This window comes from Novipirellula rosea (assembly GCF_039541335.1).
Classification (GTDB): Bacteria; Planctomycetota; Planctomycetia; order Pirellulales; family Pirellulaceae; genus Novipirellula; species Novipirellula rosea.
In genome coordinates this window covers 890885-915797 of the sequence record NZ_BAABGA010000120.1, presented here as the reverse complement: position 1 = coordinate 915797, position 24913 = coordinate 890885, and the positions used below count along the sequence as shown (strand labels likewise).

Sequence of the window (24913 nt, the reverse complement as noted above, 5' to 3'; positions counted from 1 at the left end):
AATTACAACGTCACGGGGTCAAACAGATCATCCACGGTGCCGGTGCTGTCGGCGAACGTTTCCAGGGGCACGCCGACCTTATTGAGCAACGTCAGATGCACATTCGAAAGTGGCGTCGTTTCGGTGAACTTGATGTGACGCCCACCTTGCATCCCGCCCGCCGCGCCGCCAGCAACCAGGATGGGCAAATTGGTGTGGTCGTGCGCATCCGGGTCGCCCATGCCGCTACCGTACATGTAAAGCGAATGGTCCAGCAAAGTGCCATTGCCCTCAGGTGTTTCGGCCATGCGTTTCAGAAAATCGGCGAAAAGCGAAACGTGAAAGCGATTGATCTTGGCAACTTTTTCAAGTTTCTCGGGATCGTTGCCGTGATGCGTTACCGGGTGATGCGGATCGGGCACGCCGATTTCGGGGTACGTTCGTGTGCTGGCTTCACGAGCCAACTGGAACGAAACGACACGGGTAATGTCGCCTTGGAACGCCAACAATTGCAAATCGAACATCAATTTGGCATGTTCCGCGTAAGAGGCAGGGACACCTACGGGACGATCCAGATCCGGTAGCGGATTGTCCGCCGCGTTCGATTCGGCTAATTGAATCCGCCGCTCGACCTCTCGGATACTGTCCAGGTAACCGTCGATCTTATTGCGGTCGGCAGCCCCCACGCGGTTCTTGATTCGCTTGATTTCGGTCGTGACCAAATCTAACAAACTCGCTCGCTTCTGGCGTGCGGCCTGCATCTGCTCGGGAGTCCCCCCTTCGCCAAACAAACTTTCAAACACGAGCCGTGGATGAGCTTCCGAAGGCAGCGGTTGGGTGGGCGAGGACCACGACAAACTGTTTTGATAAACACAGGCGTAACCGTTGTCGCATTGTCCCACAGTCGACAACAAATCCATCGAAAGTTCCAGCGACGGCAACTGCGAATCGCGGCCGATCTGGCGACCAGCGATTTGATCCACCGTTGTACCGCTGCGATAATCACTGCTCTCGGTGCGTTTCGCCCGCGCCGCACTTAGGAACGTTGAGTTCGACGTCGCGTGCGAACCAGGATAAGCATTTTTCAGGTCGGTGTTGGAGATCACCGTCACTTGATTCTTCACCGATTCAAGCGGCTGCAGACTCGGCGGCAACTCGTCCAACGTCTCATCCTGCGGCGTCCAATTGGCCGGGTTGTACCCCATCGGAATATAGATGTAGCCGATCCGTTTCAAATTCTCTGGTGCGGCCACAGTCGCTGCCGATGCTGTCATCGCGGGGATCATCGCATCCAACAGCGGCAAGGCGATTGCCGTGCCGGTGCCTCGCAGCATCGTCCGTCGCGAAATCGAAATTCGTTTCATCATTCGTAGGGTCTCCACTTGCGAAACGGATCGCTGAGCACGATGCCGGTAATGAGAGAAGAAAGCGTGTAATGGTCGTCTGCTGCCGCATCGACAATGCGGCGAATCGTCGGGCCGTCGTCGGCTTGGACCGCACGACCTAAGGCGTAAGTTATCAGTTTCTCGGTGACGGTGTGAGCAAAAATCTCGGGCCGGGCAAGGACGCCAGCCTCCAATTGGTCAACGGATTCCAATTCGGTGCCATCGGGCAAATAGCCGCTTGAATCAATCGCCAAGGTGTCTTCAAACTCACGCCAACGCCCGACCGCATCAAAGTTTTCGAGCGCAAATCCAACCGGGTCCATCAAATCGTGACACGCTGCACACGCAGGGTTCGCCCGGTGTGCCGCCAATCGTTCACGCACCGAGGCGACTTGAATCGCGGTGTTTTCCTTTAGATTCGGAACATTCGGGGGCGGTGGAGGTGCGGGCGTACCAAAGACGTTCTCGAGCACCCAATTGCCGCGAATCGTGGGCGAGGTGCGAGTCGCATACGACGTCACCATCAAAATACTGCCATGCCGCAAAATGCCGCCACGGTGACTCGCGGGACTCACTTTCACAGGCCGAAACTCGCTGCCCGCGACGCCAGCAATGCCATAGTGCGTCGCCAGCCGCTCGTTCAAATAGGTTTGATCCGTACCGATCAAATCCAGTACGCTGCGGTTGTTCCGCAGCACGTCCTGAAAAAGTAATTTGGTTTCCTGAGCGAACGCTTGACGTAGATTGTCATCAAAATCGGGAAACAAACGCAGGTCCGGTGTGATCGAATCAAGATTGCGGAGGTACAACCACTGAGTCGCAAAATTGTCGACCAAGGCACGTGAGCGTTCATCGGACAACATCCGCTGAACCTCGGCCTGCAACGTGTCGTCGCGCTGCAGCAAACCTTGCTCGGCAAGATCGAGTAGTCGCTCGTCGGGTAAACTGCTCCACAAGAAGTAGGACAACCGCGACGCCAATTCGTAATCATCGACATCGGCAAGCCTCGAGTCCGCATCGTCGGCGATTCGTTGCTCGATGCGAAACAGAAAATTTGGATTGACCAGAATTGCGGTGACCGCCAATTCGATTCCAGCCTCAAAACCAGCTTCGCGATTCCCCTGATCAAAAAACTCCATCAGCAAATCGATATCCGTATCACTGACCGGTCGCCGGTACGCTCGTCGAGCGAGTCGTTGTAACATCGACTTGGCATCCGCCCGCGTCGCGGTGGCGGGATCGTAATGACGGCCAAAAATCCGATCACGGCTGGCCGTTTTACCTGGATCGTGAGCGTTGCCGGCCCCGTCTGAGTCGAGCGGCCCCACAATCGATACCTGATAGATCGCCGGCGTTCGTCGGGGGTGGCGATGCCGATTGAAGTTGGCGTCAAACGGCTGCCGTTTCTCTTCGGTCAAGGACGAGAACGTTTTGGGAAAGGTAACGCCAATGCTTCTCGCCCCCGCCTCGACGTGAATCCGAGTGTTCAGATGCGAATCGGCATGGGTGTAATCGTTTCCGCTCCAACCCTCCTGGCCTTTTAGCGGCTGCACCGTGAACCGATGCACACGATTGCGGTCCACCAACACATCGATGTGATGTTTTCGCTCGAGTCCTTCTACTTTTTCATCTCGGTCACGCGTCAATTTCAGCTCGATCGCATAATCGCCGGTCTGGTGAAAGTGATGTTGAATCAACACACCGCCTCGCGTGCCAAATGGCAATCCCGAAACATGGGTCTCTTGCGAACGATCCGCGGGCTGGCGAATCGTCACACCAACGGGCCCATTACCGCGACCGCCGACCGCCGCGCGACTGATGCTTTGGGCCGCCGAAAGATACCGATTCAGATGCGTCGGTGAGAGTTCTTCGACCGTGATGTTGTCAAACCCGTGACTTGATTCATCTTTGGGAAGATAATCCGCAGCATCAACGGCGATCCCTAGCAGATCACGAACCGAGTACTGGTATTCGAGCCGCGTCAGCCGCCGAATCGCTCCCACCCGGCCCGGACGCGGGAATTCCTTGGAACGTTGATCCAGTATGCTTCGCAGCGTGCTGGAAACCTGCTCGTATTCGCTTTCTGCGGGTCGATCCGACGTGGGTGGCGGCATTTGCCTTGTGTCGATCCGACGCAAGATTTTCTCCCAGCGATCGGTCTGCAGGTCCTCGCGTGAAAACTGGTCCGCCGAAAAATCAAATGCCTCCAAATCCAGGTCACCCGCAGCATCGCCTGTGGAATGACAATCTAGACAGTGCGACTGGACAAAGTCTTTGAACTCGCCAAGTCGTTCGTGCTGCGAATCGTCGGCGTTCGCCGCCACCGCGGTTGCCAACGTGCAAATACAAACGAGAGCCGTAATCGCAATGGTTTTCAGGTCATTCATGGATAGGATTCGCACACAGCGGACGCGGTTTTGGATTCCCCATTTTACTCTGCAAACTCACCGAACGGGCGGATTACGGACACCCCAGTGACCTGGCGAGCACTTTTTTAACTCCTCGGCGACCTTGGAGTTCCGTTCGAAACCGTAGCCGATCGGTTAGAGCGTGGCGTCGACCATGACGTCCACGAAGATCGAGCAGCCACCTAACGCCGCTTGTGAGTCCCGTTCATGAACGTAACCCAATTTCCATCGTCCGTTTGCATCGCGCTGTTCATCAACCAGCAGTCGGCGTTGATGATCTCGATCGTATCACGGTACTTGCACATCCCGCTGCCATCGAACTTCGGCCCTTCGGTATCCAGCGGCAATCGCTTGCCATCCGCGTCCCGGATGCCTTGGTAATACCAAATGTTGGACATCATTGATCCCACAAAAGTGCCAACGTAACACTTCCGAGCGATGTCAAAGCCAAGCGTCATGATCGATGACCACGCATCTCCCTCGACGGATTCGCCGCTGCTTTCGGCAATCAACCACATCCCGCCTAGCGAGCGACATTCGATTTTGCCCGTGGTCGTCGATGTATCGCCGTCGGGCATTTTGCATTCGTGCTGAAGACTCCAACTTCCAACCAGTTGATCGAGCCAGTGGTGCTCGGTTTGCGGCTTAGCAAACATACATGTTCCCTACTCGTTTGGACTGACGACTTGTATGGACTGAAAAATGGAAAGCAATTTGGTAATTGACCTGCCGATTTGATTTTATGCATGAATGTCCTCTCACCGGTTCGGCGATGTGTGGACAATATTTACGCTGATTTTATCGCCGCATGTTCATTGTCGAATAGCGAAATCGTGAATCGACCGTTTGGAAACCGAAAGAATTGAGATCAATTCCGACTCGGAATCGAACCGTCCCGTCGCCTTGGTCACAGAAAGTACCCCAGTTCCGTCGGTGGACGTCTGTGATTGCGGGGGTTTGTTCAATCACCGGCTTTTCCCTTCGATGACGGGATTTTTGGGTACAGAATCCACCGCCGGTCCGTTTCAACGGTGGTCTCCTAAAGCCCCCCCAAAGGATTCGGCATTCCCTCCGCTTCTCGAGCTCTCAGCTTCACGGGAATGCTCTTCGGCGGATTGATGGCAGCAGCGAGACGGCAGCCTTATCTTGCACTGCTATAATGGACGCTATGTCTTCTCTTTCTGATCACTCATCCTCTACGGCGTCGACTTCCCGCTCCGGGCGCGGTACCGACCGTTTTATCCTGGTCTCTAACGGGCTGGAGTTTTTTCTGATCCCGAAGGGGGAATTTTCCAGCTTGCAGGGGGAGGGTTTTTACCGTCCTGCCGAACGGGGAATGACCGTCATTCAAAAAGGCGACCAGCTGTATGAGTTGCCGATAGACAAGGCCAAGTCCTTGGTTGCCGATGGTGGCCGCGATTTATTGGCAAGAGAACGAAAGGGGCCCGCGTCGCTGCCGCCTGTACAGCCGCCCCCCTCGCCAACGCCCCCCTTGCCCACATCGGATGGACCAAGCGATCGGACGGCGACAAGTTTGCCATCCAGTGCCACCCCGCTACTTGAGGACGCGGCCTCAGACGGTTCCAGCGTCGTGCTCAGCGAATCCGAGTCGGTTGCAGTGCTTGATCCGCTCGCGGTGCTGGAGGGACTGAGCCAGTCCGAGCAATTAGCCGAACAAACGAGGCTCGAGCAAGAGTCACAAATCGCCGAGGAATCCGGTTGGCGTAAATACGCGTTGATCCTGCAATTTTGGTTGCAAGCTCGCAAAGCCAAATTGGTCCGACAACTCAGTGGCAGCGGCATCAGCATCGCGGTCCATGTAGCGATCTTGTTGCTATTGGCGAGCATGTTCTTGGTGACCGAGCAGCCTGACCAATTGGTATTAATGGCGTCACCGTCGAACAACGATGCGATCGTCGAAGAGGTGATCGTTGATATCCAGCCGCTCGAGATTACGGAGCCAACCGAAACATCGGAGCCAGAACCGGCTCCGGCAGCCGAAGCGTCCGAAGCTGCCGAACCGATCGAATCTCCCGACTTTCTTGCCAACGTCAGCGGTCTGGCGATCAAACCGCCCGCAGCGCCCAGCAAGGCAGCCGCCGAAGATGGCGATGGCATGGCCAAGGCCGCCGGAAAACCCACCGTCTTTGGAAGCAAATTTAGTGCGATCAACTATGTCTTCGTGATCGACAATTCCAACAGCATGACAAGAGGCCGCTTCGAAACCGCGCTGATTCAATTGATGTTGACCGTCAATCAATTGACACCCAAACAACGCTTCTATGTCATTTTCTATAGCGACACCGCCTACGGCATGATGCACCCCAACACCGTCAAGACGCTGGTCCCGGCCACTCAGCGAAACAAAAACTTGCTGGGGCAATGGCTACAAACGGTTCCGCTCTGTTTGCAGACGCGAGGTAGAAAGGCGATTCAAGCGGCGATCGATCTGGATCCCGATGTAATCTATATCCTCGGCGACGGAGCGTTCACCGATGGAGCGGATGATTACTTTACCAAGAATCCACACGAGCGAATTTTGATCCATACGCGAGGGATGGAGGTCGACAAGAAAAACGCCGAGTCCTTTCAAAAGCTGGCCAAAGCTCATCGAGGCAACTACCAAGATGTCGGCGTGATGCCCGAGGGAGCGCTGATGGCTCAGAAATATCCGCGGCCGCGGAACAGCGTTCGTGGACCGATCTGGGGCATCACCTTGCCGCTTAAGAAAAAGTAAGGATCACGGAACGATCATGAGTCGCAAAGCGGCGTGCCCAGTCTGTTTGAAACCCCATCCGTTGGACGATAGCCAAGCGGCGTCGGTCATTCGCTGTGATTGCGGATCGACGTTGTTCATCTCGCCCAAGGGGCGACTTGTTGCCACGCTGCAGCAAGATTCGCCCCCCGAGCTGACGGATGCCGCTGCGGTGATCCCCCCAGCGAATGCTCTCCAGGCGATCACTGCCCTAGATCTTGCCCCCAAATCTTCGCCAACGTCACCCCCAAAAAGCAAATCGGCCAATCGCAAGCCCACCGGCGACACCACCGCGAAGGGAAACGATCCTGCGGATGGACGTCCACATCAGAAAAAGCCCTGGTTGGCAATTGGCGGTATCGGCAGCGTCGCGCTGTTGTTGGTGATCGCCGTGATCTCGTTTCTGCTTCGCGATTCGACAAAATCGGCGCGTGCGATTGACGGGAAAAAATCGGCGACGACCGTATCGACCGTTGGCATGCGAACGATCCGCTTCAAACCGGGAACGTTCTCACAGCAGCTCGCCAAACTACCGCTTCCCGATGCGGACGAAGCGGATGATTCTTCGATCCATGTTACCTCCGCAGAACCGCCCCACCGGCAAGCAACGAATTCCAAAGCAACGACGCTGGATCAACGTTCGCCCTTTGGTGGCCCCACCGTCAAACGCGTGTCAACACGCCCCACGCCAACGAAGCTGCGTCCGCGAATTCCGATCGTGCCGGTCGCCCAGCGGCGAAACCAGCTTGACGACGCTTATGCCGACGCCTTCGAAAGCTACGAGGCGTTCACTGCGATCAGTGGCAATAACAAGAAAACCAACCGTGCCGGAAACGAAGACTACCGCCAGACGCTCGGGGAAACGATCGACTTGACTCAGCATGCGTACGCGTTGGCAATGCACAAAGGCGATCTACAGAAACGCAACGAGCTGTGTTACTTGTTGACCTACCTCTCCTTCACCGCAGGTCATGTGATCGAAGCAAGTTTGTATGGTGAATCGGTCGCCCGCTATGGCGACCCCAAAGAGAGCATGACTCGCGAAGCCGCATTGATTGCGTTAGCCGCCATCGATGAAGCCGCCTTGGCACAATGGGCTGACACCGAGATGCCGGGTGAGCTAAATCAGATGAGATTGTTGGCCGAACTGTTTGAAAAACGGTGGCCAAACGATCCTCAGCTCGATGCGATTTGGATGAATCTTGGCCAGCGTTTTGATGCGTTTGGCCGACCACTCGATGCGGCAGATGCCTACCAGCGGATCGAGAAAAAGTCGAAAATGTACGACCGCGCACAGATTTTCGCAGGCTCGGCGTACTGGGACCAATTTGTGGATGAAGCAAGCGAAGCGGACGCCAATCCTGACGCGATGGTAAAACGCCTCGAGTTAGCTCGCAACTTGATGGTCAGCGGAATACGATCGGCCGAACAACGAAAGTTGCCGCTGACGCCCCTGATCCTTAACGCGAAATACAAGGTCGCCTTGATCGGGGCTCGGCTTGGCAATCCTGAATCGACCGTCACTTGGCTCGAGAAAACCAAGACACCGCTGATCGATTCGATCACTACGGGCAAAGGCAACAAAAAGAAACTGACCGTCACGGACGAGTTTGCTCAAAACGTCTTTCAACTGCTGTATCAAGCAAAGACGAGTTTGAACGATTTGAATGGAGCCAAACAAGCGCTCGAGCGACTCGCCAAAGTGCTGGATTCGGACGCGACTGATCGATTGGACCGAATGTCGCTAGCCGTCGTTCAGCGACAAGTCAGCGGCATGCTCGCGGGTCCCAAGCTTTCTTTGACGGACATCAACAAGCTCGAACAGACACTCGCGGCGATTGATTCCGACAGCGATGTGCTGACCGCGTCGAACCAATTATGGATCGCCGAATCGTGGGCAAAATTAGCCCGCCGCAGCCAGACGCCCAAGATTGCTCGGCAGTGTTACGAAAATGCGGCGAAGACCTACGCTAGCAGTCTGTTGCAAAAAGATTTCCCCGCTGCGTCCCGTACCGCCGCCCTGATACGACAAGCGGAACTGTTGCGATTGGCCGGCAAGATCCCCGATTCGCTCGAGATCATGACGACCATTTTGGCGAAATCACCGGGGGCCATCGAGATGCAAATCCAAGCCGCCAAATCGCTCGAGCAAATCGCATTTCAGCAGCCATCCGCTGCAACGCTACGCGCCGCCATCTCGGGGCCGCCCGGCGAGGGCCGCAATTCCGCTGCATCGCCTCTTTGGGGATGGGCAAAATTGACCAGCCACCTGCATCGAATTCGCTATTCCGACAAAGGGACCGCCAAACACGCCGAACAGCTGCTCGAAGCTCACCTGCATCTTGCACGCTGTCGCTGGTTATTGGCAGGGATGACCAATGATGACGCAGAGAGCATTGAACTGGTAAAGAAGACGAGCATCCAACTATCGAGATTGCAGTCCGATGTCTCGGGGCGAACGGACGAATCGATCGCAGTTTGGTCCGAGGCGATCGAGCGACTTCAAAAACTACTCCATCCGTCAACGTCCTAGCGATCTGCCGCGACCGGCAACGGCGGTCCAATTGTCTCTCTGGCGGAGTGCAACCCGATCGCCGCCGGATCGACGAAGTGGAATGAGCTCGCCGATTGAGTTCGCCGCTTTGGCCGATTCTGTGATGGATGTCTTAGCATTTACGTTCGGTAGCTACGCTCGCCAGAGCATGGATGGTTGCCACCTAAATGCCAGTCACCCACTTCGGACGAAGGTAGCGACTACAGAATGCGTCACCACATTTCAGTCACCGCATTTCATAGGGAAAACTCGTCAAGAGTTGCGAAGAGCCAACCGCTTAATCGCTAGTACTTTGGTAGCGGTAGATCCTCCTGAGCCAACGCATGCTGGCTTTGATCGGCCAAATACCCCACCGCTTACCGGGGGTAAAAACCGTCAATTCAGACCGCACGCCCTCGATCAGGTCGTCCGATAACCCTGTTCATCGCGGGGGTTGCCGCAGATCTATGCTTTTGTTGTATTGGCATGCGATGTGCCGCGGGTGAAACTTGGCGGCACACCAAGCCCCGTTACAAGCATGACCACATTGCACATAACCGGATTGCAAATGGGAGCCGCTCTGGATAGATCCGTTCTAGACATGGGCGGTGCTGGGGCATGCGTTTATCGGCTTTGCAAATTGGCCATCAAGGTCATGGTTGCACTCTAGGCCGATACAGACCCGATGGTTCCAACGATTGAAAAGAGGTCGTCATGAAAACTTATCAATGGTGTTTTGCTTTGCTTCCTCTCTGCTTCCTTCCCCTGTCTGGATGCGGCGGCGAGAAAGAGAACAAGGTGATCGTGCAACCCGAGATGACCGAAGCGGAATACGAAGCGTACTCTGCAGAGCGTGAAGCGGCGAATGAGACAAGTCGCGAATAAGACTGACGCTGCCAACCGCCTCACTGCCCCCCACGGTGGCTCTCCCTCTTCTTGACCTGATTGGAAATCGGACACCGCGATTCATTATCAGTCATTCTTTTCTGGAGAATTTAATCATGTTTCAAGCAAATCAACGAGGTCCAAAACAACGGCATCGTTATCCACACGGATTTACGTTAGTCGAGCTGCTAGTGGTCATTGCAATCATCGGCGTTCTTGTCGGGTTGCTACTGCCGGCGGTCCAAGCGGCACGCGAGGCCGCACGCCGAATGAGCTGCAGTAACAACTTCAAACAGATCGGTCTTGGGCTGCACAACTATCACTCGGCATACAAACAGCTGCCGATCCAAAACGGTGGCACACTGGTTCCCGGCGGAGTGGACAACGCACTGCAGATGTCGATGCTAGTGGGACTGACTCCCTTCATCGAGCAACAAGCGATTTGGGAACAGCTCAGCAATCCGATGAGCGAAAAGGCGAACGGTTCGACGCAGAGTCCTCCCTACCCGCCCTTTGGACCTCCGCACTGGACGGGTCAATACATTCCTTGGGTGACCGAAATTGCCACCTTGCGTTGTCCAAGTGATCCTGGGACTGGGTTGCCGGCTCACGGACGTACAAACTATGCCGCGTGTATGGGCGATTCGATCGACTTCATGCGACAAGGGCCTGTGCAAATTTCGGGTGGCGCAGTGAAAGATCCGCCTGCGGCTTGGGTTGCCGGTCGCGCCCGTGAAGCATGCCGTGGCGTGTTCGTCGCACGCAAAGGCACCCGGTTCCGTGACATCCTGGATGGATTGTCCAACACGATTGCCGCAGGCGAAATTGCCACCGACATTGGTGACCGAGATAAACGAACGATCGCTTCGATCAACAATAAAACCGGGACCGTTCGCGAAACTCCGACGACGTGCCAATCCCAAGTCGATCCAGAGCGTCCTAATTTTTGGCGGACCGGGACTCCGCCGCAACTCGGCGCTGCCGCGACCGGTCGCGGATACCGTTGGGGCGCAGGCCCAACCCCATGGACCATGTGCAATACGATCCTGCCCCCGAATCGCGAACTCTGTTTTGGCGGGAACTCGGCGGGCAGCCCGAATGATACCGATGGCGTGGCTCCGATGAGCAGTCGGCATCAAGGCGGCGTGCATGTTTTGATGGCCGATGGCGCAGTTGTTTTCGTAACCGATTCGATCGAAGCAGGCGATTCCAACCACGAAAACGTTTGGCGAAATGGATCCGTCCCATCCGCAAAACCAGGCAACCCCAGCCCTTACGGATTGTGGGGAGCCTTGGGGACACGCGCCTCGAGCGAAATCATTGATTCCGAATGGAATTAGAGGCTCCCGCGTCGGCAAATCATACGGGACCGCATCGGTTCGATGCGGTCCGCCGACTCTCCGCTCGATACGCGGCTGCTGATTATTGAGCCAGCCCTCGCGGTTATTGCCCTACTGCGGTTATGCCGACCGCTTGCGAGTGCGACTGCTGCGTGATCGATAGTTGCCGCTGAGCATCTCTTCTTCACTCGCTTCACGGATCGCAGGTTGCGTAGGCTGAGTTGCCACCAGCAATTCTTTCTCACGCAAAAATTGTTTGACGATTTTCAATAGCGAATCGCGGAATCGGGATGGATCCTGCCCTTCTTCGATCCACGCCCGAACTTCGATTCGTTGAGACGTCTTGCCCACGCAAACCAAGGTCGCTTGCGGGGCCGGCGTCAGCAAAACATCGGGTTGATCGATCACCAACTCTTGTAACGTCCGACAAATATCCGCCGGCCGTTCATCGCGATTGACTGCGACTTCGATTGGAATCACATTCAAGCGGCCCGCGCCCATCCAATTGACCACGTCCTCGCTGACAAAATTCTTGTTCGGAATGATCACCTCGCGACCCTCGTCATCCGACAACACCGTCGTGCGAAACTTTTGCGATGCCACTCGTCCGGTGACCCGGCCAACGGTGATTAAATCTCCCAGTCGTGCCGGTTTTTCGAACAACACGATTAAACCGCCGAACAGGTTTCGCACCATGTCTTGCAGCCCGAATCCTAAACCAATCGTCAATCCGACAGCTAACCACTGAATCGTGTGCCAGCGAAGTCCCACCCACTGGCAGGCGACCAAAGCACCGACACCAAACAACAAACAGCGTCCGAGCACCAACGTAAAATGCTCCATCCCTTCGTCGAACGACACTCGCTGCAGCACCAAAGCGTCAAAGAGTGCCGGCAGCAGCTTGGCCAACTGGAACGCGACAAACAGGGTCGCCGCGGCCAGCAGTAGATGCAGCGCCGTGATCGGAGTATTTTCTATGACCGAGCTTGTTACCGTTTGGCCTGCGGCATCCAGCGACGATACCGTCACGGTGTCTTGCACCGTCCAAACGACGGGATTGCCCATGCGGACGTTGGGAAACACGTCAATCCACAACCAACCAAAACTAACCATCGCACCGACCACCAGTGCACATTGACAAAGGAATGCCAAATGATGTTTCAGTTCCAAAAAATGTTCGCCCAAAACTCCGGTTACCTGTGACCCCGCGGTGGTCCCCGCAGGGATGCGACCGTACTCGTCGTATTGCTGCGGTGAAGCGGTCCCCGTCAGCATCTGCCAAAGATGAGCCGAGGCAATTTTCACTCCGGACCACAATGTTGCTGCAATCATCAAACTGACAAGCGTGATGATCGCTCGCTGAACAAACTCGTTTGCAGTGTATCCGTAACCCAGCGAAGAAAGCACGACCATCGCTAGCGGGAATCCGACCCCCGCGATGTAAATCACAAAACGAACTCGATGAATGACACTGCCGCCGAATTTGGCAATGAAGGGTTCGAGAAAACCGCCAGTCGGTCGCAGTGAAAGGTGAGCGGTCCAGGCGACCACGAGCATGGCTGCGATGAATCCGAATCGGGCCACGGAGTCACGCCACAAGCCGTGGTCCAGTAGACTCATCAACGTCACCACGTAGGCGGCCAACACCAAGCCAAAACCGATCAACACCAAATACGCGGTCGCACGTTCACGCCCAGGCAATTCGATCGCGACATATTTGTCGATGTACCCATAGCTGCGAAGCAGTTGCCGCGGTACTTCGACCAACAACGCCACCAAGCTCGCGGCATAAAATCCACTCGATGTTTGTAGCGTCAACTCGGAAACGATTCCGCTGCCCAACCAGCGAGCGATCACGTACAACAGGGCTGGAAACGCGGCTGCCACGAGCGTCGTGAGCACACCGGTCGCCAATTTACGTGAATCTGGTGTCGCGTCTCGCATCCGTTTTCGGTTTCCGATGTCGATCAACCAAGACTTTGTTCGCCACCGCGCGACCGAAATCAAAACGATCCAGACCAACAGACCGATGCCGCCTACCGGATTGGCCTGCCATTTTTGCTTGATCGAACACCCCAATTCGCTACTGCGACGAAAATCGAACAACGCCCCCAACCCGTCGCCGAGATTCCGCACATCCTCAAGACCGATCGGGTCGCCACTGCGAATCCAAGTCACGTGACGATCGATTAGTTTGCGGTACTGGTTCGTCAGCGTCACCGATTCGGTTGTTGTTGAATCGAGCTCGCCCAATTTTCGTTGATAGTCTTGGTAGCCTTGCCCAAGCACGGTCAACCACTGCTGTCGCTGCTGCAGCAAACTCCTCACCTGAGACGCGACCACCACACTTTGCACACTGGACGGATCCAAACCGGCTGCGGTCAAAATCTCGTCGGTCTGCGAATTGGCATTGGCTCCGTCGTAACGGACCATCTCGAGTTCAAGCTGCTGCTGACGCGAACGCCCAAGTTCCTCGGTGACAAACAACGTGACCGATTCGTTGACCTGCCATGCATCGAGCTGTTCTTTTTTATGTCTCAACAGCAATCCGACCGTCGGAGTCAATCCGTAATGGTCAAGCTTGGTACGAACATCCTGATAGTCACGCTTCGTCGAATTTAGTTTGCTGGCTAACTTGCTGACGCGATCGGACAACGACTGGTAGGCTTCGGCGAGCTGAGTCCACTGATCAACAAAGTCCGCATTCTCTTGGGCGATCTTCGCAGCGACATCGGGCACCGACTGCGCCATTCTGCGGAACTGGGCCGCAGTGTCGCGAGCCGCTTGAATTTGCGACGGAGCGTACAACGAGACGGGCTCGATCTCACGCCATCCCGTACTCCGCGAGTCGACGGTGGGACGCAGTGAATCGGAATTCAGGGCCCCCGAACTCAGAGATCCGGTGCTGGCCAAACGAGTGACAGCATCGCGTTGGTTATTTAGATCCGAGCTGCGTGATGACAATCGCGGCGACGTCGTTTCAAAGGCGTTTTGAGAAACGCTGGGTTGTTGGGTAAACGTCGAAACCGACGATCGCGACGACGACGACGGAGAAGTTGAAGCGGAAGCGGAATCAAAGCTTGATTGCGGAGCTGTGTAACGGTTCTGTTCGGACAGATCACGGCGATCCGTCGTTGAATACGCGTTGTTGGGCGAAACGATTCGCGAGTCTTGGTTTCCGACGGCCTGGGATGGTGCGAGATAGCTACCGCTGGGGTACGTCGTCGGATAACTGGACGCCGGATAACTTGACGCCGGATAACTTGACGACGGATACGAATGCGACGAAGGATACGAGTGCGGATAGATGATGGTTTGGGCAGCGGATTGGTTGCCCGAAAATGCTATCAACAGCATCGTCGCCACGAGCAATTTGAAGATGACGAATCGCGTGCCGAGCATCATGATGAAACTGTTAGGAATAGAGGATTTCGAACGACCGCCAGCCAATAAAGCGGCATTGGCAGCTTTGCAAAGAGGCTCCGAAAACACGAAACCATGCCTCCGCGCAGGCGGTCATCCTTTGAAATACGAAAAATCCCCGATTCACTACCACACCGATCGTGTTTCACGGGCGAAAAAGAGACGGTTTCCCAAGAAAACCAGCTTTGAAGAGTGTCGTTGATCGCTCCCGTGATCAAAACGCAGGGCGACTTCAGTCTTTCCTGCGATCAAAAATTGCGAATCCGCGTCACGCGTTCTCACCCCTAAACGGATTCCGTTTCCTGGGGATCGATACGCTCGATTTGATTTTCTCAACGGCGATTGTCGCGGCCAACTCGACTCTGCTGCAATATGCCGAGACAGCTAAATGCCCGCAAACCGGCGGTGGTGTGCCAACTTGAGGTAGAGAGTCTTTCGTCTGTCCCCCCGTGATGTGCCGCATCCGTCAACGCTGAGGCTTCCAACTAATATCAGCTCGTTCGGCGTATCAGTCGCACGGCATGCCCTTCCAATCTCGAGCAGCCCATTTCCCTGCACGATCGATTTGATTTCCTTTTCCGTCGGCGAGGAGAAAACGACGCTGCATTTTAGTTTTGCCATTTCCCTGCCCCTCTCCATCTTCCTGCCCAACCTTCGGTTGCCTGTAGTGCCCCCTACCATCGCTTCGCAAGTTTGCTGCGACAGCGGCGTCGATGGCGTCTGGATTACGCGTTCGGGGAGTAGCCGACAATCGAACGATGCTGCGACTGCCATTTGATTCCCACCTTCAAATCTTTCTGTCGCACCAATTTTTCTGTCCTCACTTCCGCCATGACCAAATGCCGAACGCGGGGACAAGACCGACACGACTCTTGCGGACTAAAAGGAATGAGTAGCGCGCGGGGCTCACCGAAATTTTCGTTCGGCGGCCGCTCTGACGATAGGTAGACAGAAAGATTGATGCGACAGAAACATGAGTCTGCCATGCCGATTCGCGATTGGGCTTGAACACTCGCGTCGTTCCTGTCTTTCGACCTTCTGTATTTAAATCGCTGCTCGTTTCTCGGGTGCGAACGTCGGCGAGGAGAAAACGACGCTGCATTTTAGTTTTACCATTTCCCTGCCCCTCTCCATCTTCCTGCCCAACCTCCGGTTGCTTGGAGTGCCCCCTACCATCGCGTCGCAAGTTTGCTGCGACTGCGGCGTCGATGACGTCTGGATTATGCGTTCGGGGAATAGCCGACTATCGAACGACGGTGAGTTTTCCATTCGATTCCCTGCCTCTGAATTTTTCTGTCGCACCAATTTTTCTGTCGTCACTTCCGCCATGATCAAATGCCGAACGCGGAGACAAGACGACGTGACTCTTGCCGATTGACGGCATGTGCCGCGTGCGGGGCTCACCGAAGATTTCGTTCCGTGTTTGCTATGACAATGATGAGACAGAAAAATTGGTGCGACAGAAAAAGGAGACTGCCATTCCCATTCGCCATTGGGCTAGAACGGCCATCTCTTCCCCATTTTCTAACCCTCCATCTTTTAACCTTTTGCTGCATTTTATACCGGCGACATTGGGTTGGCGAAAGCAACACCTGCCGTCGCTTCGCGACTATCGCTTTCTTATGATGTCCGCGTTCCACGGACTCACGTCCGTGGCTACTGCATTTCGTCGCGTTGCGACTGGGGGCACGTTGAAGCGGTTAGCTTGGACAACCGCAAGCTAGACAGTCCACTCTTCCTGCCTTTGAATCTTTCTGTCGCACCAATCTTTCTGTCGTCACTTCCGCGATGATCAAATGCCGAACGCGGAGACTTGACCGACGCGACTCTTGCTGACTGAAGGCATGAGAAGCGCGCGGGGCTCACCGAAATTTTCGTCCGGCGGCCGCTCTGACGATAGGTAGACAGAAAGATTGATGCGACAGAAACATGAGTCTGCCATGCCGATTCGCGATTGGGCTTGAACACTCGCGTCGTTCCTGTCTTTCGACCTTCTGTATTTAAATCGCTGCTCGTTTCTCGGGTGCGAACGTCGGCGAGGAGAAAACAACGCTGCATTTTAGTTTTACCATTTCCCTGCCCCTCTCCATCTTCCTGCCCAACCTCCGGTTGCATGGAGTGCTCCTACCATCGCTTCGCAAGTTTGCTGCGACTGCGGCGTCGATGACGTCTGGATTATGCGTTCGGGGAATAGCCGACTATCGAACGACGGTGAGTTTTCCGTTCAATTCCCTGCCTTTGAACATTTCTGTCGCACCAATTTTTCTGTCGTCACTTCCGCCATGTTCAAATGCCGAACACGCGGGGACTTGACCGACGTGACTTTTGCCGACTAAAAGGCATAAGTAGCTCGAGAGGCTCACCAAAAATTTCGGTCAGTGATCTCTAAGACGATGGGTAGACAGAAAAATTGGTGCGACAGAAAATGGTGACTGCCATGCCGATTGGCCATTGGGCTAGAACGGCCATCTCTTCCCCATTTTCTAACCCTCCATTTTTTAACCTTTTGCTGCATTTTATACCGGCGACATCGTATTGGCGAAAGCAACACCTGCCGTCGCTTCGCGACTATTGCTTTCCTATGATGTCCGCGTTCCACGGACTCACGTCCGTGGCTACCGCATTTCGTCGCGTTGCGACTGGGGGCACGTTGAAGCGGTTAGCTTGGGCAACCGCAAGCTAGACAGTCCACTCTTCCTGCCTTTGAATCTTTCTGTCGCACCAATTTTTCTGTCCTCACTTCCGCCATGACCAAATGCCGAACGCGGGGACAAGACCGACACGACTCTTGCGGACTAAAAGCCATCAGTAGCTCGAGGGACTCACCAAAACCTTCGGTCGGTGCCCGCTCTGTTGATAGGTAGACAGAAAGATTGGTGCGACAGAAAAAGGAGACTGCCATGGCGATTCGCGATTGGGCTAGAACGGCCATCTCTTCCCCATTTTCTAACCCTCCATCTTTTAACCTTCGCTGCATTTTATACCGGCGACATTGGGTTGGCGAAAGCAACCCCTGCCGTCGCTTCGCGACTATCGCTTTCCTATGATGTCTGCGTTCCACGGACTCACGTCCGTGGCTACTGCATCTCGTCGCGTTGCGACTGGGGGCGCGTTGAAGCGGTTAGCTTGGGCAACCGCAAGCTAGACAGTCCAGTCGTCCTGCCTTTGAATCTTTCTGTCGCACCAATTTTTCTGTCGTCACTTCCGCCATGATCAAATGCCGAACACGCGAGGACTTGACCGACGTGACTTTTGCCGACTAAAAGACATGAGTAGCTCGAGAAGCTCACCAAAAATTTCGGTCAGTGATCTCTAAGACGATGGGTAGACAGAAAAATTGGTGCGACAGAAATAGGAGACTGCCATGGCGATTGGCCTTGAACACTCGCGTCGTTCCGATGTTTTGATCTTTCATCTTTTAGCCTCTCGCAAGATCTCCGGTGCCGTCCGCTTGCAACGGCAAGAGCCCCCCAGCCTGATCGCTCAAATATTTTCCTGCCCCTCTCCATCTTCCTGCCCAACCTTCGGTTGCATGGAGTGCCCCTGCCATCGCTTCGCAAGTTTCCAGCGACTACGGCGCCGAAATCGCCCGCACTCCAATCCAGGCTTGTTGTCGCTCATCGTGCTGTCACTGGATGTAAGCAGCGATCGCTACCGTGGCTTGCGTGCGTTGCTCATTCGCGTCCATTGGCGTGATTGGCGGGCGAGGGTTTAGACGCGTCATCAGGCCGGGTTAAAATCTTGTTGCATCACGCGAGGGGAAACCAGTGGCAAACAGGCAACACAGAGCTTAACTTAAATCATAGCGACCTCGGCTATTCACCCGAAACTGCTGATTACACGTTGTTCCTCAGGTCATCGCTTTCATGCGACGACTCGGTTACCGCACTCGTTCGTCAACGCAAAATGAAGACTTTCGCATCATCGCTGGTCCTCGCGCTTGTACTTGCTTCGCATGCATGTGCCGATTCAATCCGTGTTGCAACGTACAACCTGAATTGGGGCAACCGACGCGGCGACCAAGTGCTCGACGCTATCGCGACGGCGGCCCCCGACGTCATTTGCTTCCAAGAGACCACCGTTCATTCGGAACGGTTTCTTAGCAAACGGCTTGCCGCGACTTATCCGCACTTTCACTCGATCGGACACAACGGGCGTTACGCTGCCGAACGATTTGCCATCGCCTCCAAAGTCGAACTGGCGGATCTGAAATTCGCACCACCTAACGCTGGCCTCTTCGGATTCTATTCCGCAACGGTAAATTTTTCCGGCACGCGCATACGTCTGATCAATGTCCATTTGACGCCAATTCAGTTTCAACGCCGCGGCGGGATTCACGATGCAATGACGGCACTTTCGACGACCGAAGACAAGCATGCAGTCGAGATGAATGCAATCGTTGACGCAATCGACTGTCAACGTCCGGCGATTGTTGTTGGCGACTTCAACAGCATATCAACCTTTCATGCACCGAAACGCCTCGCTGAACTTGGCTTGATTGATGCGTACGCTTCGATTCACGACGACGCTGACGCTGATCCCACATGGCACTGGCCCACCCGACCGTTACCCCTCGCACTGCGGATCGACTACATTTTTCATACACCGCACTTTACCACCACGGATGCCAAGACGATTCGCCGCGATGGGTCGGATCATTCGTTGGTGGTGGCCACATTTAAAGTTGTCCCACCTTCCGATGCCACCGATTTGTCGAGCGAGGTTTTTTCGACAATGAAAAATCGTTCGCACCGACAGGGTGATCGATAACGGTATTCGAAAACGTTTGCTGTCATCAACGCGAACTGACGCCCGACATACCTCGGCGCCCGATGTACCTCGGATTTTCATCCGAGGTTTCTGCATTTCATCACGTTGCGATCGGTGGCGGCTGTGCGATAGCGGTTTGTTCCTCTTAGATCGGCGAGGAAACCTCGCTCGACCTCAGTGACAAACCGCCTTGAAGACACTTTCGTATCTGTTCCGATCACAGTTTTACGCGTGCTGGGTTTCGACCACATCGCCCTTGGGCTGCTTGATCTCACGAAGCAGGTTTCCGAACCAAGTCGAACCGATATCAAATGGCTTTCCACCTTTGATTCGCTCGAACTCAATCGCTCGCAATTCATCGCCGCGATCTTCGTCTTGTCCGACCACGCCGCTATCACCCGCCAGCGCACAGTCGACGGCTTTGTTGGCACATCGCGCGATCAATTCAATGTCTTGCTCGTTCGCTCGCGCGGCTCGGCTGTAGTAGCCACTCTTTTGGACCAGCACTTTTTCGGCCCCGATCATTTTGGCGAACTGTTCACCAAACCATTTACCGGGGTTCACGGCATCAAGTTTGTAGTGACCAAAGGCATCCTTGGGCACTTCTTCGCCACGCGATTCCATTTCTTGGACGATGGTGTCGACCCCCGCACCTTCGGAGATGAAGATGTTGACGCAATCGATCTCGTCCAAGATCGCCCGCAGCCGATCCGCTTCCTGCTGAAGCTCGAAATGCATTTCGGGAATGTAGACGCCATGCACCTCTTTGCGTTCACGGCTGAGCCCGGTTTCAGGCAAGAATTTGAGTGCGTCGAGACGCTCGCGGTATTTGTTCGCCGTCGCCGCAGTCAACCAACCGCAGTTACGCCCCATCACTTCGTGAACGATCAACATGCGTGGATTAGCGTTGTGTTCGGCCACCACGTTCTCGAAGAAACGAGCGCCTTGTTCGGCAGCCGTCCAAGCACCTAAGCTTTGCTTGATCGGGATGACGTCGTTGTCGATAGTCTTGGGTAATCCAACGACGGTCAGGTCATAGTCGTTTTGAGCGAGAAACGCTGCCAAGTCGGCTGCGGTGGTATTGGTGTCGTCGCCACCAATCGTATGCAACACATCGACACAATCGGTTTTCAGCTGTTCGGCCGCGACGTGCAGTGGATCCTGGCCCTCTTTGACCAAGCCACGTTTGACACAATCGGCAACATTGGTCAGCTTCACACGGCTGTTGCCGATCGGACTGCCACCGTGCTGATGCAATACCTTGGCATTTTCACGAACGGTCGGGGTGACCAGAAAGCTGTCGCCCAGCAAAAGTCCCTTGTAACCCGATCGGTAACAAAGGATTTCGATTTCAGGAGCCTTCTCTGTATAGGACTCGATGAGTGCACCGATGGCCGAAGAAAGGCACGGGGCCAATCCTCCGGCGGTAAGGATTCCGACTCGCTTGACCGACATGATTTTGGATCCTTGAAAAGGCTGTGTTTGAACGGAGTGGTTTCGCAGAGCATCACAAAGTCTGCGATGCCGCATGCGAATTGAATCAACCTACCCTCCTTTTTAGAAAATCGTCGCCGAAGGGACAATCGGGGCGAATTATTGCCAGCACCGGTGTTCGATCCCCGTTAGGGGGCCACAACGATCCGATGCGTGGCTGTGGGGGTAAAGTATTTTCCAGAATCGCTAGCCCAAACAGGGTAAATGCTATTTCTCACTTAATCTGGAATCTGATATTTCACTCTGCACAGGCACTTTCGCCTAAGAATTTCGTCAAGTTTCAAGTAGGAAACAAAAATGTCGAAGAACACCGCAGCCACCCAAACCACCTCGGCCGCTAAGAAGAGTCCCGCTAAGAAGACTCCTGTCGCCAAGGCACCTGTCGCTAAGACACCATCGGCTGCAAAAACGCCAACCCCAGCAAAAACTCCTTCGGTAGCGAAGGTCACCGCCGTTGCCGTAACGCCGTCGACTGAAAAGAAAACTTCGGTTGCGAAAAAGACGCCGGTTGCCAAGAAGCCCCCTGTCGCGAAATCAACGACGGTTGCTAAGAAACCTGTCGCCGCTAAGAAGCCCGCCGCTAAGAAGCCCGCCGCTGTGAAGCCCGTCGCTGAAAAAGCAACCAAGGTTGCAACAAGCAGCACGCCAAAAGTGACTCGCAAAGCGGCCTAGGCACGTGTGCAGATAAAACGCCAGTTGCGAGAGCACTGGCGTTTCTGAAATTCATACACCATCGTCACGCACTGATGCGTCGCGATGGTGTTTTCGTTGAACGATAAAGCTCGGCCCCACGCCGTTGGGCTGGGCCCAGGCAGACTACCGAGGGTTTGCCCCACATTACAAAACTCGTGTCGCGGGCTTGGATCGTGACACCGGCCGAAACTCTTGGCGAGTTTCGCGACGAATGGGGAAACGTTCGAATAGTGAAACGGTGCCGAATCACTTGCGAGTTTGGCGACGGTTGGTCACGCTTGGTCACGGAAGCTGGAGGGGGCCGGAATGATTGATACTCGTGGCACCCGAGGATTCTCCGGGCATCTCTCCGTGCTTGAACGCCTTGCGATCTTTCTGCGGCGATCCGGGCGGTGCATCACGATCGGGCGTGGGGTTCTCGGGGATCGTATCGCCCGTCTGCTCGGTCCACTGCGCTAACACCTCGCGTGCCTTTTCGAGGACTTGCTGCGTCTCGGGATTCGCGGCCAGATTCTTCAACTGATGAGCGTCTTTGCCCACGTGGTAAAGCTCTTCGGCCGGACAAGGGTTCAAGAACACATTCTGTTGCGGATTGGTCAAATCGTTAGCCGCTTTAGCTGCCCACAGATCCTCGCCTGCGCCCCCCGTATATGCTTCAACACAGAGGTTCGCTTGGTCGGTGAAATTGTTGCGAATGTACAACCAGTCGCCAAACCGGACGAGTCGTTCGTGATTGCGGTAAACATGCCAATTGTGCTCGGCAAACACGACTTCTCGAACGCTTGCCTTCGCGTCTTTTAAAATCGGGACGAAACTAACGCCTTGAATCCGTTCGTCTTTCTCGACCTCGGCCAGTTCCAGCACGGTAGCGGCGATGTCGATCGAACTGATCAAGCTGTCGGTAACTCCGTGGGTCGCCCCTTGCGGATAATGCACGACAAACGGCGTCTTGATTCCGCTGTCGTATAGCCGCGTTTTGCAGCGTGGAAAGGGACGGCCATTATCAGCCATCACGATCAGCAACGTGTTGTCGAACACTTTTTGGCGTTTCAGCTCCGCGACGACTTGCCCCACGTAATGGTCGAAACGGCTTACTTCGTGGTAATAGCTGGCGAGATCCTCGCGAGTCTTCTCGCTATCGACCAAGTAGGGTGGCACCACCACGTCAGCGGGATCGTACTTTGGCGCATCATCATTGATCGCCCAATCGCGATGGGCATCGGTCGACGCGAACCAACAGAAGAACGGTTTGTCCCGAGGGCGTTTTTCAAGGATCTGTACCCAATCTTCCTCTTTGCCGGGTCCTTTGCCTTTGGAAATCTTACTAAACGCGACATTGGCATTTTTGCCCATGTGGTGCTTACCCGACAACACGGTGTAATAGCCAGCGTCTTTGAGCAACTGCGGAAACAACACCGATCCAGCGGGCAGTTCGGTATGCAACTCAGGTGCACCGGTGTTATGCGGATAGCGGCCCGTGATCATACTGCAGCGACTCGGACTGCAACTGCTAGTTGTCAGATACGCCTGATCAAACCGCAGCCCGCTAGCTGCCAACGCATCGATGTGCGGTGTTTGAATCGTAGGGTGCCCATAACATCCGATGTCTTCCTGAGATATATCATCGGCCAAGAACAAGACGACATTCGGGCGATCCGCGGCGTGGGACGACGATCCGATCGTCGCAAGGCATAAAGTCACGACAAAAATACACAGGGTGTTTCTCATAGAGTCATACAATTGGGGGAGGGAGGGGCAGGTTTCGGATCCGATACGAATCGCCCCCAATTGTAATGTGAAACCACGCCGGTCGTGCACCCAAGCGTTTTAGGCGATGACGTCGTGGATCACATGCCCTTTGACATCGGTCAATCGCATGTCACGACCGCCAAAGCGGAAAGTGCTGCGTGTGTGATCGACGCCCATCAGATGCAACATCGTCGCGTGCAGATCATGGATCTCGGCTCGATTTTCGATCGCCTTGTACCCCCATTCGTCGGTGGCACCGTAAATCATCCCCGGTTTCACTCCGCCTCCGGCCATCCAAACGGTAAAGCCATATTGGTTGTGATCGCGACCATTTGCACCTTGCGCAAACGGCGTGCGTCCAAATTCACCCGCCCACACCACCAACGTCTCGTCAAGCAAACCACGTTGGCGAAGATCTTTTAGTAATGCTGCGATTGGTTGATCGACGGCGCGTGCGTTGTTTTCGTGCCCCGCCTTCAGGTTGGAGTGCTGATCCCAACGATCGCCACCAACTTTGGGGCAAGTCAACTCAACGAACCTCACGCCACTTTCGATCATTCGCCGGGCAATCAAACACTGAGCCGCATAGGTTCGCGTGGGCTCGTATTTTGAATCCATCCCATACATCTGTTGAATCGAAGCCGATTCCTCTTTCAGCGACATCACCTCGGGTACGGCCATCTGCATCGCATAAGCGAGTTCGTAGTTCTGGATCGCCGACTCGAGACTGTCGTGGTACCCAAAATTCTGTTTAGCAAACCCGTCCAACTGGCGGACGAAGTCCAATTTATCGCGTTGCCGTTTGTCACTTGGCTCCGTGCGTTCGATGTTTGCTACCCCCGATCCTGCGGGTTTAAAAACGGATCCCTGGTAGCTGGCAGGAAGAAATCCGCTGCCAAAACAATCGAGTCCTCCGGGCGGAATCAGCCCGCCATTGATGACCACAAATCCGGGCAGGTTCTGGCATTCGCTGCCCAAACCATAATTCACCCACGCGCCCATACTGGGCCGCCCCTGCAACCCGCTGCCGGTATGCAGAAAGTAATTTGCAAACGTGTGTTCGGGAAACTCCGATACCATCGACCGCATCACCGCCAACTCGTCAACACACGTTGCCACGTGAGGAAACAGATCGCTTACCGGGATACCGGATTCGCCGTATTGGTTGAACTTCCATGGACTTGCCAACACGTTGCCGTTGTTATTGAACTGAGTCGGCTCGACGCTAAACAGTTTGCCGGGATCTTGACCATCGTACTTGTCCAACATCGGCTTGGGATCGAAGGTATCGATCTGCGAAGGGCCGCCGTCCATGTACAAGAAGATCACATTTTTGGCGCGAACTTGGTGGTGCGGACCGTGGCCGGCAAAGCCAAGATCGGGGGAGGATCCATTGACCGCGAACGCTTTGTCTTGCCCGAGCGCAGCGAGTGCCAGCGCAGCAAAACCGCTGCCACATCGCGTCAGCATCTCACGGCGCGAAGTGGGGCCCGATCGAT

The 24913-nt window shown here is 55.0% G+C and carries 14 protein-coding genes; 7 read left to right on the top strand and 7 right to left on the bottom strand.

Features of this window, described 5'->3' with window-relative positions; genetic code table 11:
• Positions 1–2: 2 nt before the first annotated feature.
• The 3 genes from ABD971_RS35485 to ABD971_RS35475 form a co-directional block, all read right to left on the bottom strand.
• Positions 3–1346, bottom strand: a complete 1344-nt coding sequence (locus tag ABD971_RS35485) for a DUF1552 domain-containing protein (protein WP_345328464.1) — start codon at positions 1344–1346, stop codon at positions 3–5.
• Positions 1343–3751: a DUF1592 domain-containing protein gene (locus ABD971_RS35480; RefSeq protein ID WP_345328463.1), complete on the bottom strand. Its 2409-nt coding sequence runs from the start codon at positions 3749–3751 to the stop codon at positions 1343–1345. The genes ABD971_RS35485 and ABD971_RS35480 overlap by 4 nt, the downstream gene beginning before the upstream one ends.
• 203 nt (positions 3752–3954) lie before the next feature.
• On the bottom strand, positions 3955–4428 hold the full coding sequence (locus tag ABD971_RS35475; RefSeq protein WP_345328462.1) for a DUF1579 domain-containing protein: 474 nt from the start codon (positions 4426–4428) through the stop codon (positions 3955–3957).
• Between the two features lie 680 nt (positions 4429–5108).
• On the opposite strand from ABD971_RS35475, the gene ABD971_RS35470 reads away from it, so the two are divergent.
• From ABD971_RS35470 to ABD971_RS35455, 4 genes are all read left to right on the top strand, one after another.
• Positions 5109–6509 carry a vWA domain-containing protein gene (locus tag ABD971_RS35470; RefSeq protein WP_345328461.1) on the top strand — a complete coding sequence of 467 codons (1401 nt, stop codon included), beginning with the start codon at positions 5109–5111 and terminating at the stop codon, positions 6507–6509.
• Positions 6510–6525: 16 nt separating this feature from the next.
• A complete protein-coding gene (locus ABD971_RS35465) occupies positions 6526–9060 on the top strand; it encodes a hypothetical protein (RefSeq protein ID WP_345328460.1) in 2535 nt (844 codons plus the stop codon).
• 714 nt (positions 9061–9774) lie between these two features.
• Positions 9775–9945, top strand: coding sequence for a hypothetical protein (locus ABD971_RS35460; RefSeq protein WP_345328459.1), 171 nt, complete (start codon positions 9775–9777; stop codon positions 9943–9945).
• A gap of 116 nt (positions 9946–10061) precedes the next feature.
• On the top strand, positions 10062–11285 hold the full coding sequence (locus ABD971_RS35455; RefSeq protein WP_339941803.1) for a DUF1559 family PulG-like putative transporter: 1224 nt from the start codon (positions 10062–10064) through the stop codon (positions 11283–11285).
• Positions 11286–11405: 120 nt separating this feature from the next.
• Here ABD971_RS35455 and ABD971_RS35450 read toward each other — a convergent pair whose 3' ends face one another.
• Positions 11406–13718, bottom strand: coding sequence for a mechanosensitive ion channel domain-containing protein (locus ABD971_RS35450; protein ID WP_345328530.1), 2313 nt, complete (start codon positions 13716–13718; stop codon positions 11406–11408).
• A 1175-nt stretch (positions 13719–14893) separates the two neighbouring features.
• Between ABD971_RS35450 and ABD971_RS35445 the strand changes: the two genes are divergently transcribed.
• Positions 14894–15130 (top strand): hypothetical protein, encoded by a 237-nt coding sequence (locus ABD971_RS35445; RefSeq protein ID WP_345328458.1) that lies wholly within the window; start codon positions 14894–14896, stop codon positions 15128–15130.
• A gap of 3484 nt (positions 15131–18614) precedes the next feature.
• A complete protein-coding gene (locus ABD971_RS35440) occupies positions 18615–19478 on the top strand; it encodes an endonuclease/exonuclease/phosphatase family protein (RefSeq protein ID WP_345328457.1) in 864 nt (287 codons plus the stop codon).
• Between the two features lie 225 nt (positions 19479–19703).
• Here the strand turns inward: ABD971_RS35440 and ABD971_RS35435 are convergent, their stop codons facing one another.
• Positions 19704–20933: a pyrophosphate--fructose-6-phosphate 1-phosphotransferase gene (locus tag ABD971_RS35435; protein ID WP_345328456.1), complete on the bottom strand. Its 1230-nt coding sequence runs from the start codon at positions 20931–20933 to the stop codon at positions 19704–19706.
• Positions 20934–21269: 336 nt separating this feature from the next.
• Here ABD971_RS35435 and ABD971_RS35430 point away from each other — a divergent pair, with 336 nt between their 5' ends.
• Positions 21270–21644, top strand: coding sequence for a hypothetical protein (locus ABD971_RS35430; protein ID WP_345328455.1), 375 nt, complete (start codon positions 21270–21272; stop codon positions 21642–21644).
• A 303-nt stretch (positions 21645–21947) separates the two neighbouring features.
• Here the strand turns inward: ABD971_RS35430 and ABD971_RS35425 are convergent, their stop codons facing one another.
• A complete protein-coding gene (locus ABD971_RS35425) occupies positions 21948–23393 on the bottom strand; it encodes a sulfatase family protein (RefSeq protein ID WP_345328454.1) in 1446 nt (481 codons plus the stop codon).
• A 99-nt stretch (positions 23394–23492) separates the two neighbouring features.
• Positions 23493–24884 carry a DUF1501 domain-containing protein gene (locus tag ABD971_RS35420; protein WP_339941829.1) on the bottom strand — a complete coding sequence of 464 codons (1392 nt, stop codon included), beginning with the start codon at positions 24882–24884 and terminating at the stop codon, positions 23493–23495.
• Positions 24885–24913 lie beyond the last annotated feature (29 nt).

What these genes read in the sequence shown, in the direction of transcription:
- ABD971_RS35485 (WP_345328464.1), bottom strand. Translation starts at nt 1,346, where the DNA reads ATGATGAAACGAATTTCGATTTCGCGACGGACGATGCTGCGAGGCACC.
- ABD971_RS35480 (WP_345328463.1), bottom strand. Translation starts at nt 3,751, where the DNA reads ATGAATGACCTGAAAACCATTGCGATTACGGCTCTCGTTTGTATTTGC.
- ABD971_RS35475 (WP_345328462.1), bottom strand. Translation starts at nt 4,428, where the DNA reads ATGTTTGCTAAGCCGCAAACCGAGCACCACTGGCTCGATCAACTGGTT.
- ABD971_RS35470 (WP_345328461.1), top strand. Translation starts at nt 5,109, where the DNA reads ATGACCGTCATTCAAAAAGGCGACCAGCTGTATGAGTTGCCGATAGAC.
- ABD971_RS35465 (WP_345328460.1), top strand. Translation starts at nt 6,526, where the DNA reads ATGAGTCGCAAAGCGGCGTGCCCAGTCTGTTTGAAACCCCATCCGTTG.
- ABD971_RS35460 (WP_345328459.1), top strand. Translation starts at nt 9,775, where the DNA reads ATGAAAACTTATCAATGGTGTTTTGCTTTGCTTCCTCTCTGCTTCCTT.
- ABD971_RS35455 (WP_339941803.1), top strand. Translation starts at nt 10,062, where the DNA reads ATGTTTCAAGCAAATCAACGAGGTCCAAAACAACGGCATCGTTATCCA.
- ABD971_RS35450 (WP_345328530.1), bottom strand. Translation starts at nt 13,718, where the DNA reads ATGGTCCGTTACGACGGAGCCAATGCCAATTCGCAGACCGACGAGATT.
- ABD971_RS35440 (WP_345328457.1), top strand. Translation starts at nt 18,615, where the DNA reads ATGAAGACTTTCGCATCATCGCTGGTCCTCGCGCTTGTACTTGCTTCG.
- ABD971_RS35435 (WP_345328456.1), bottom strand. Translation starts at nt 20,933, where the DNA reads ATGTCGGTCAAGCGAGTCGGAATCCTTACCGCCGGAGGATTGGCCCCG.
- ABD971_RS35430 (WP_345328455.1), top strand. Translation starts at nt 21,270, where the DNA reads ATGTCGAAGAACACCGCAGCCACCCAAACCACCTCGGCCGCTAAGAAG.
- ABD971_RS35425 (WP_345328454.1), bottom strand. Translation starts at nt 23,393, where the DNA reads ATGAGAAACACCCTGTGTATTTTTGTCGTGACTTTATGCCTTGCGACG.
- ABD971_RS35420 (WP_339941829.1), bottom strand. Translation starts at nt 24,884, where the DNA reads ATGCTGACGCGATGTGGCAGCGGTTTTGCTGCGCTGGCACTCGCTGCG.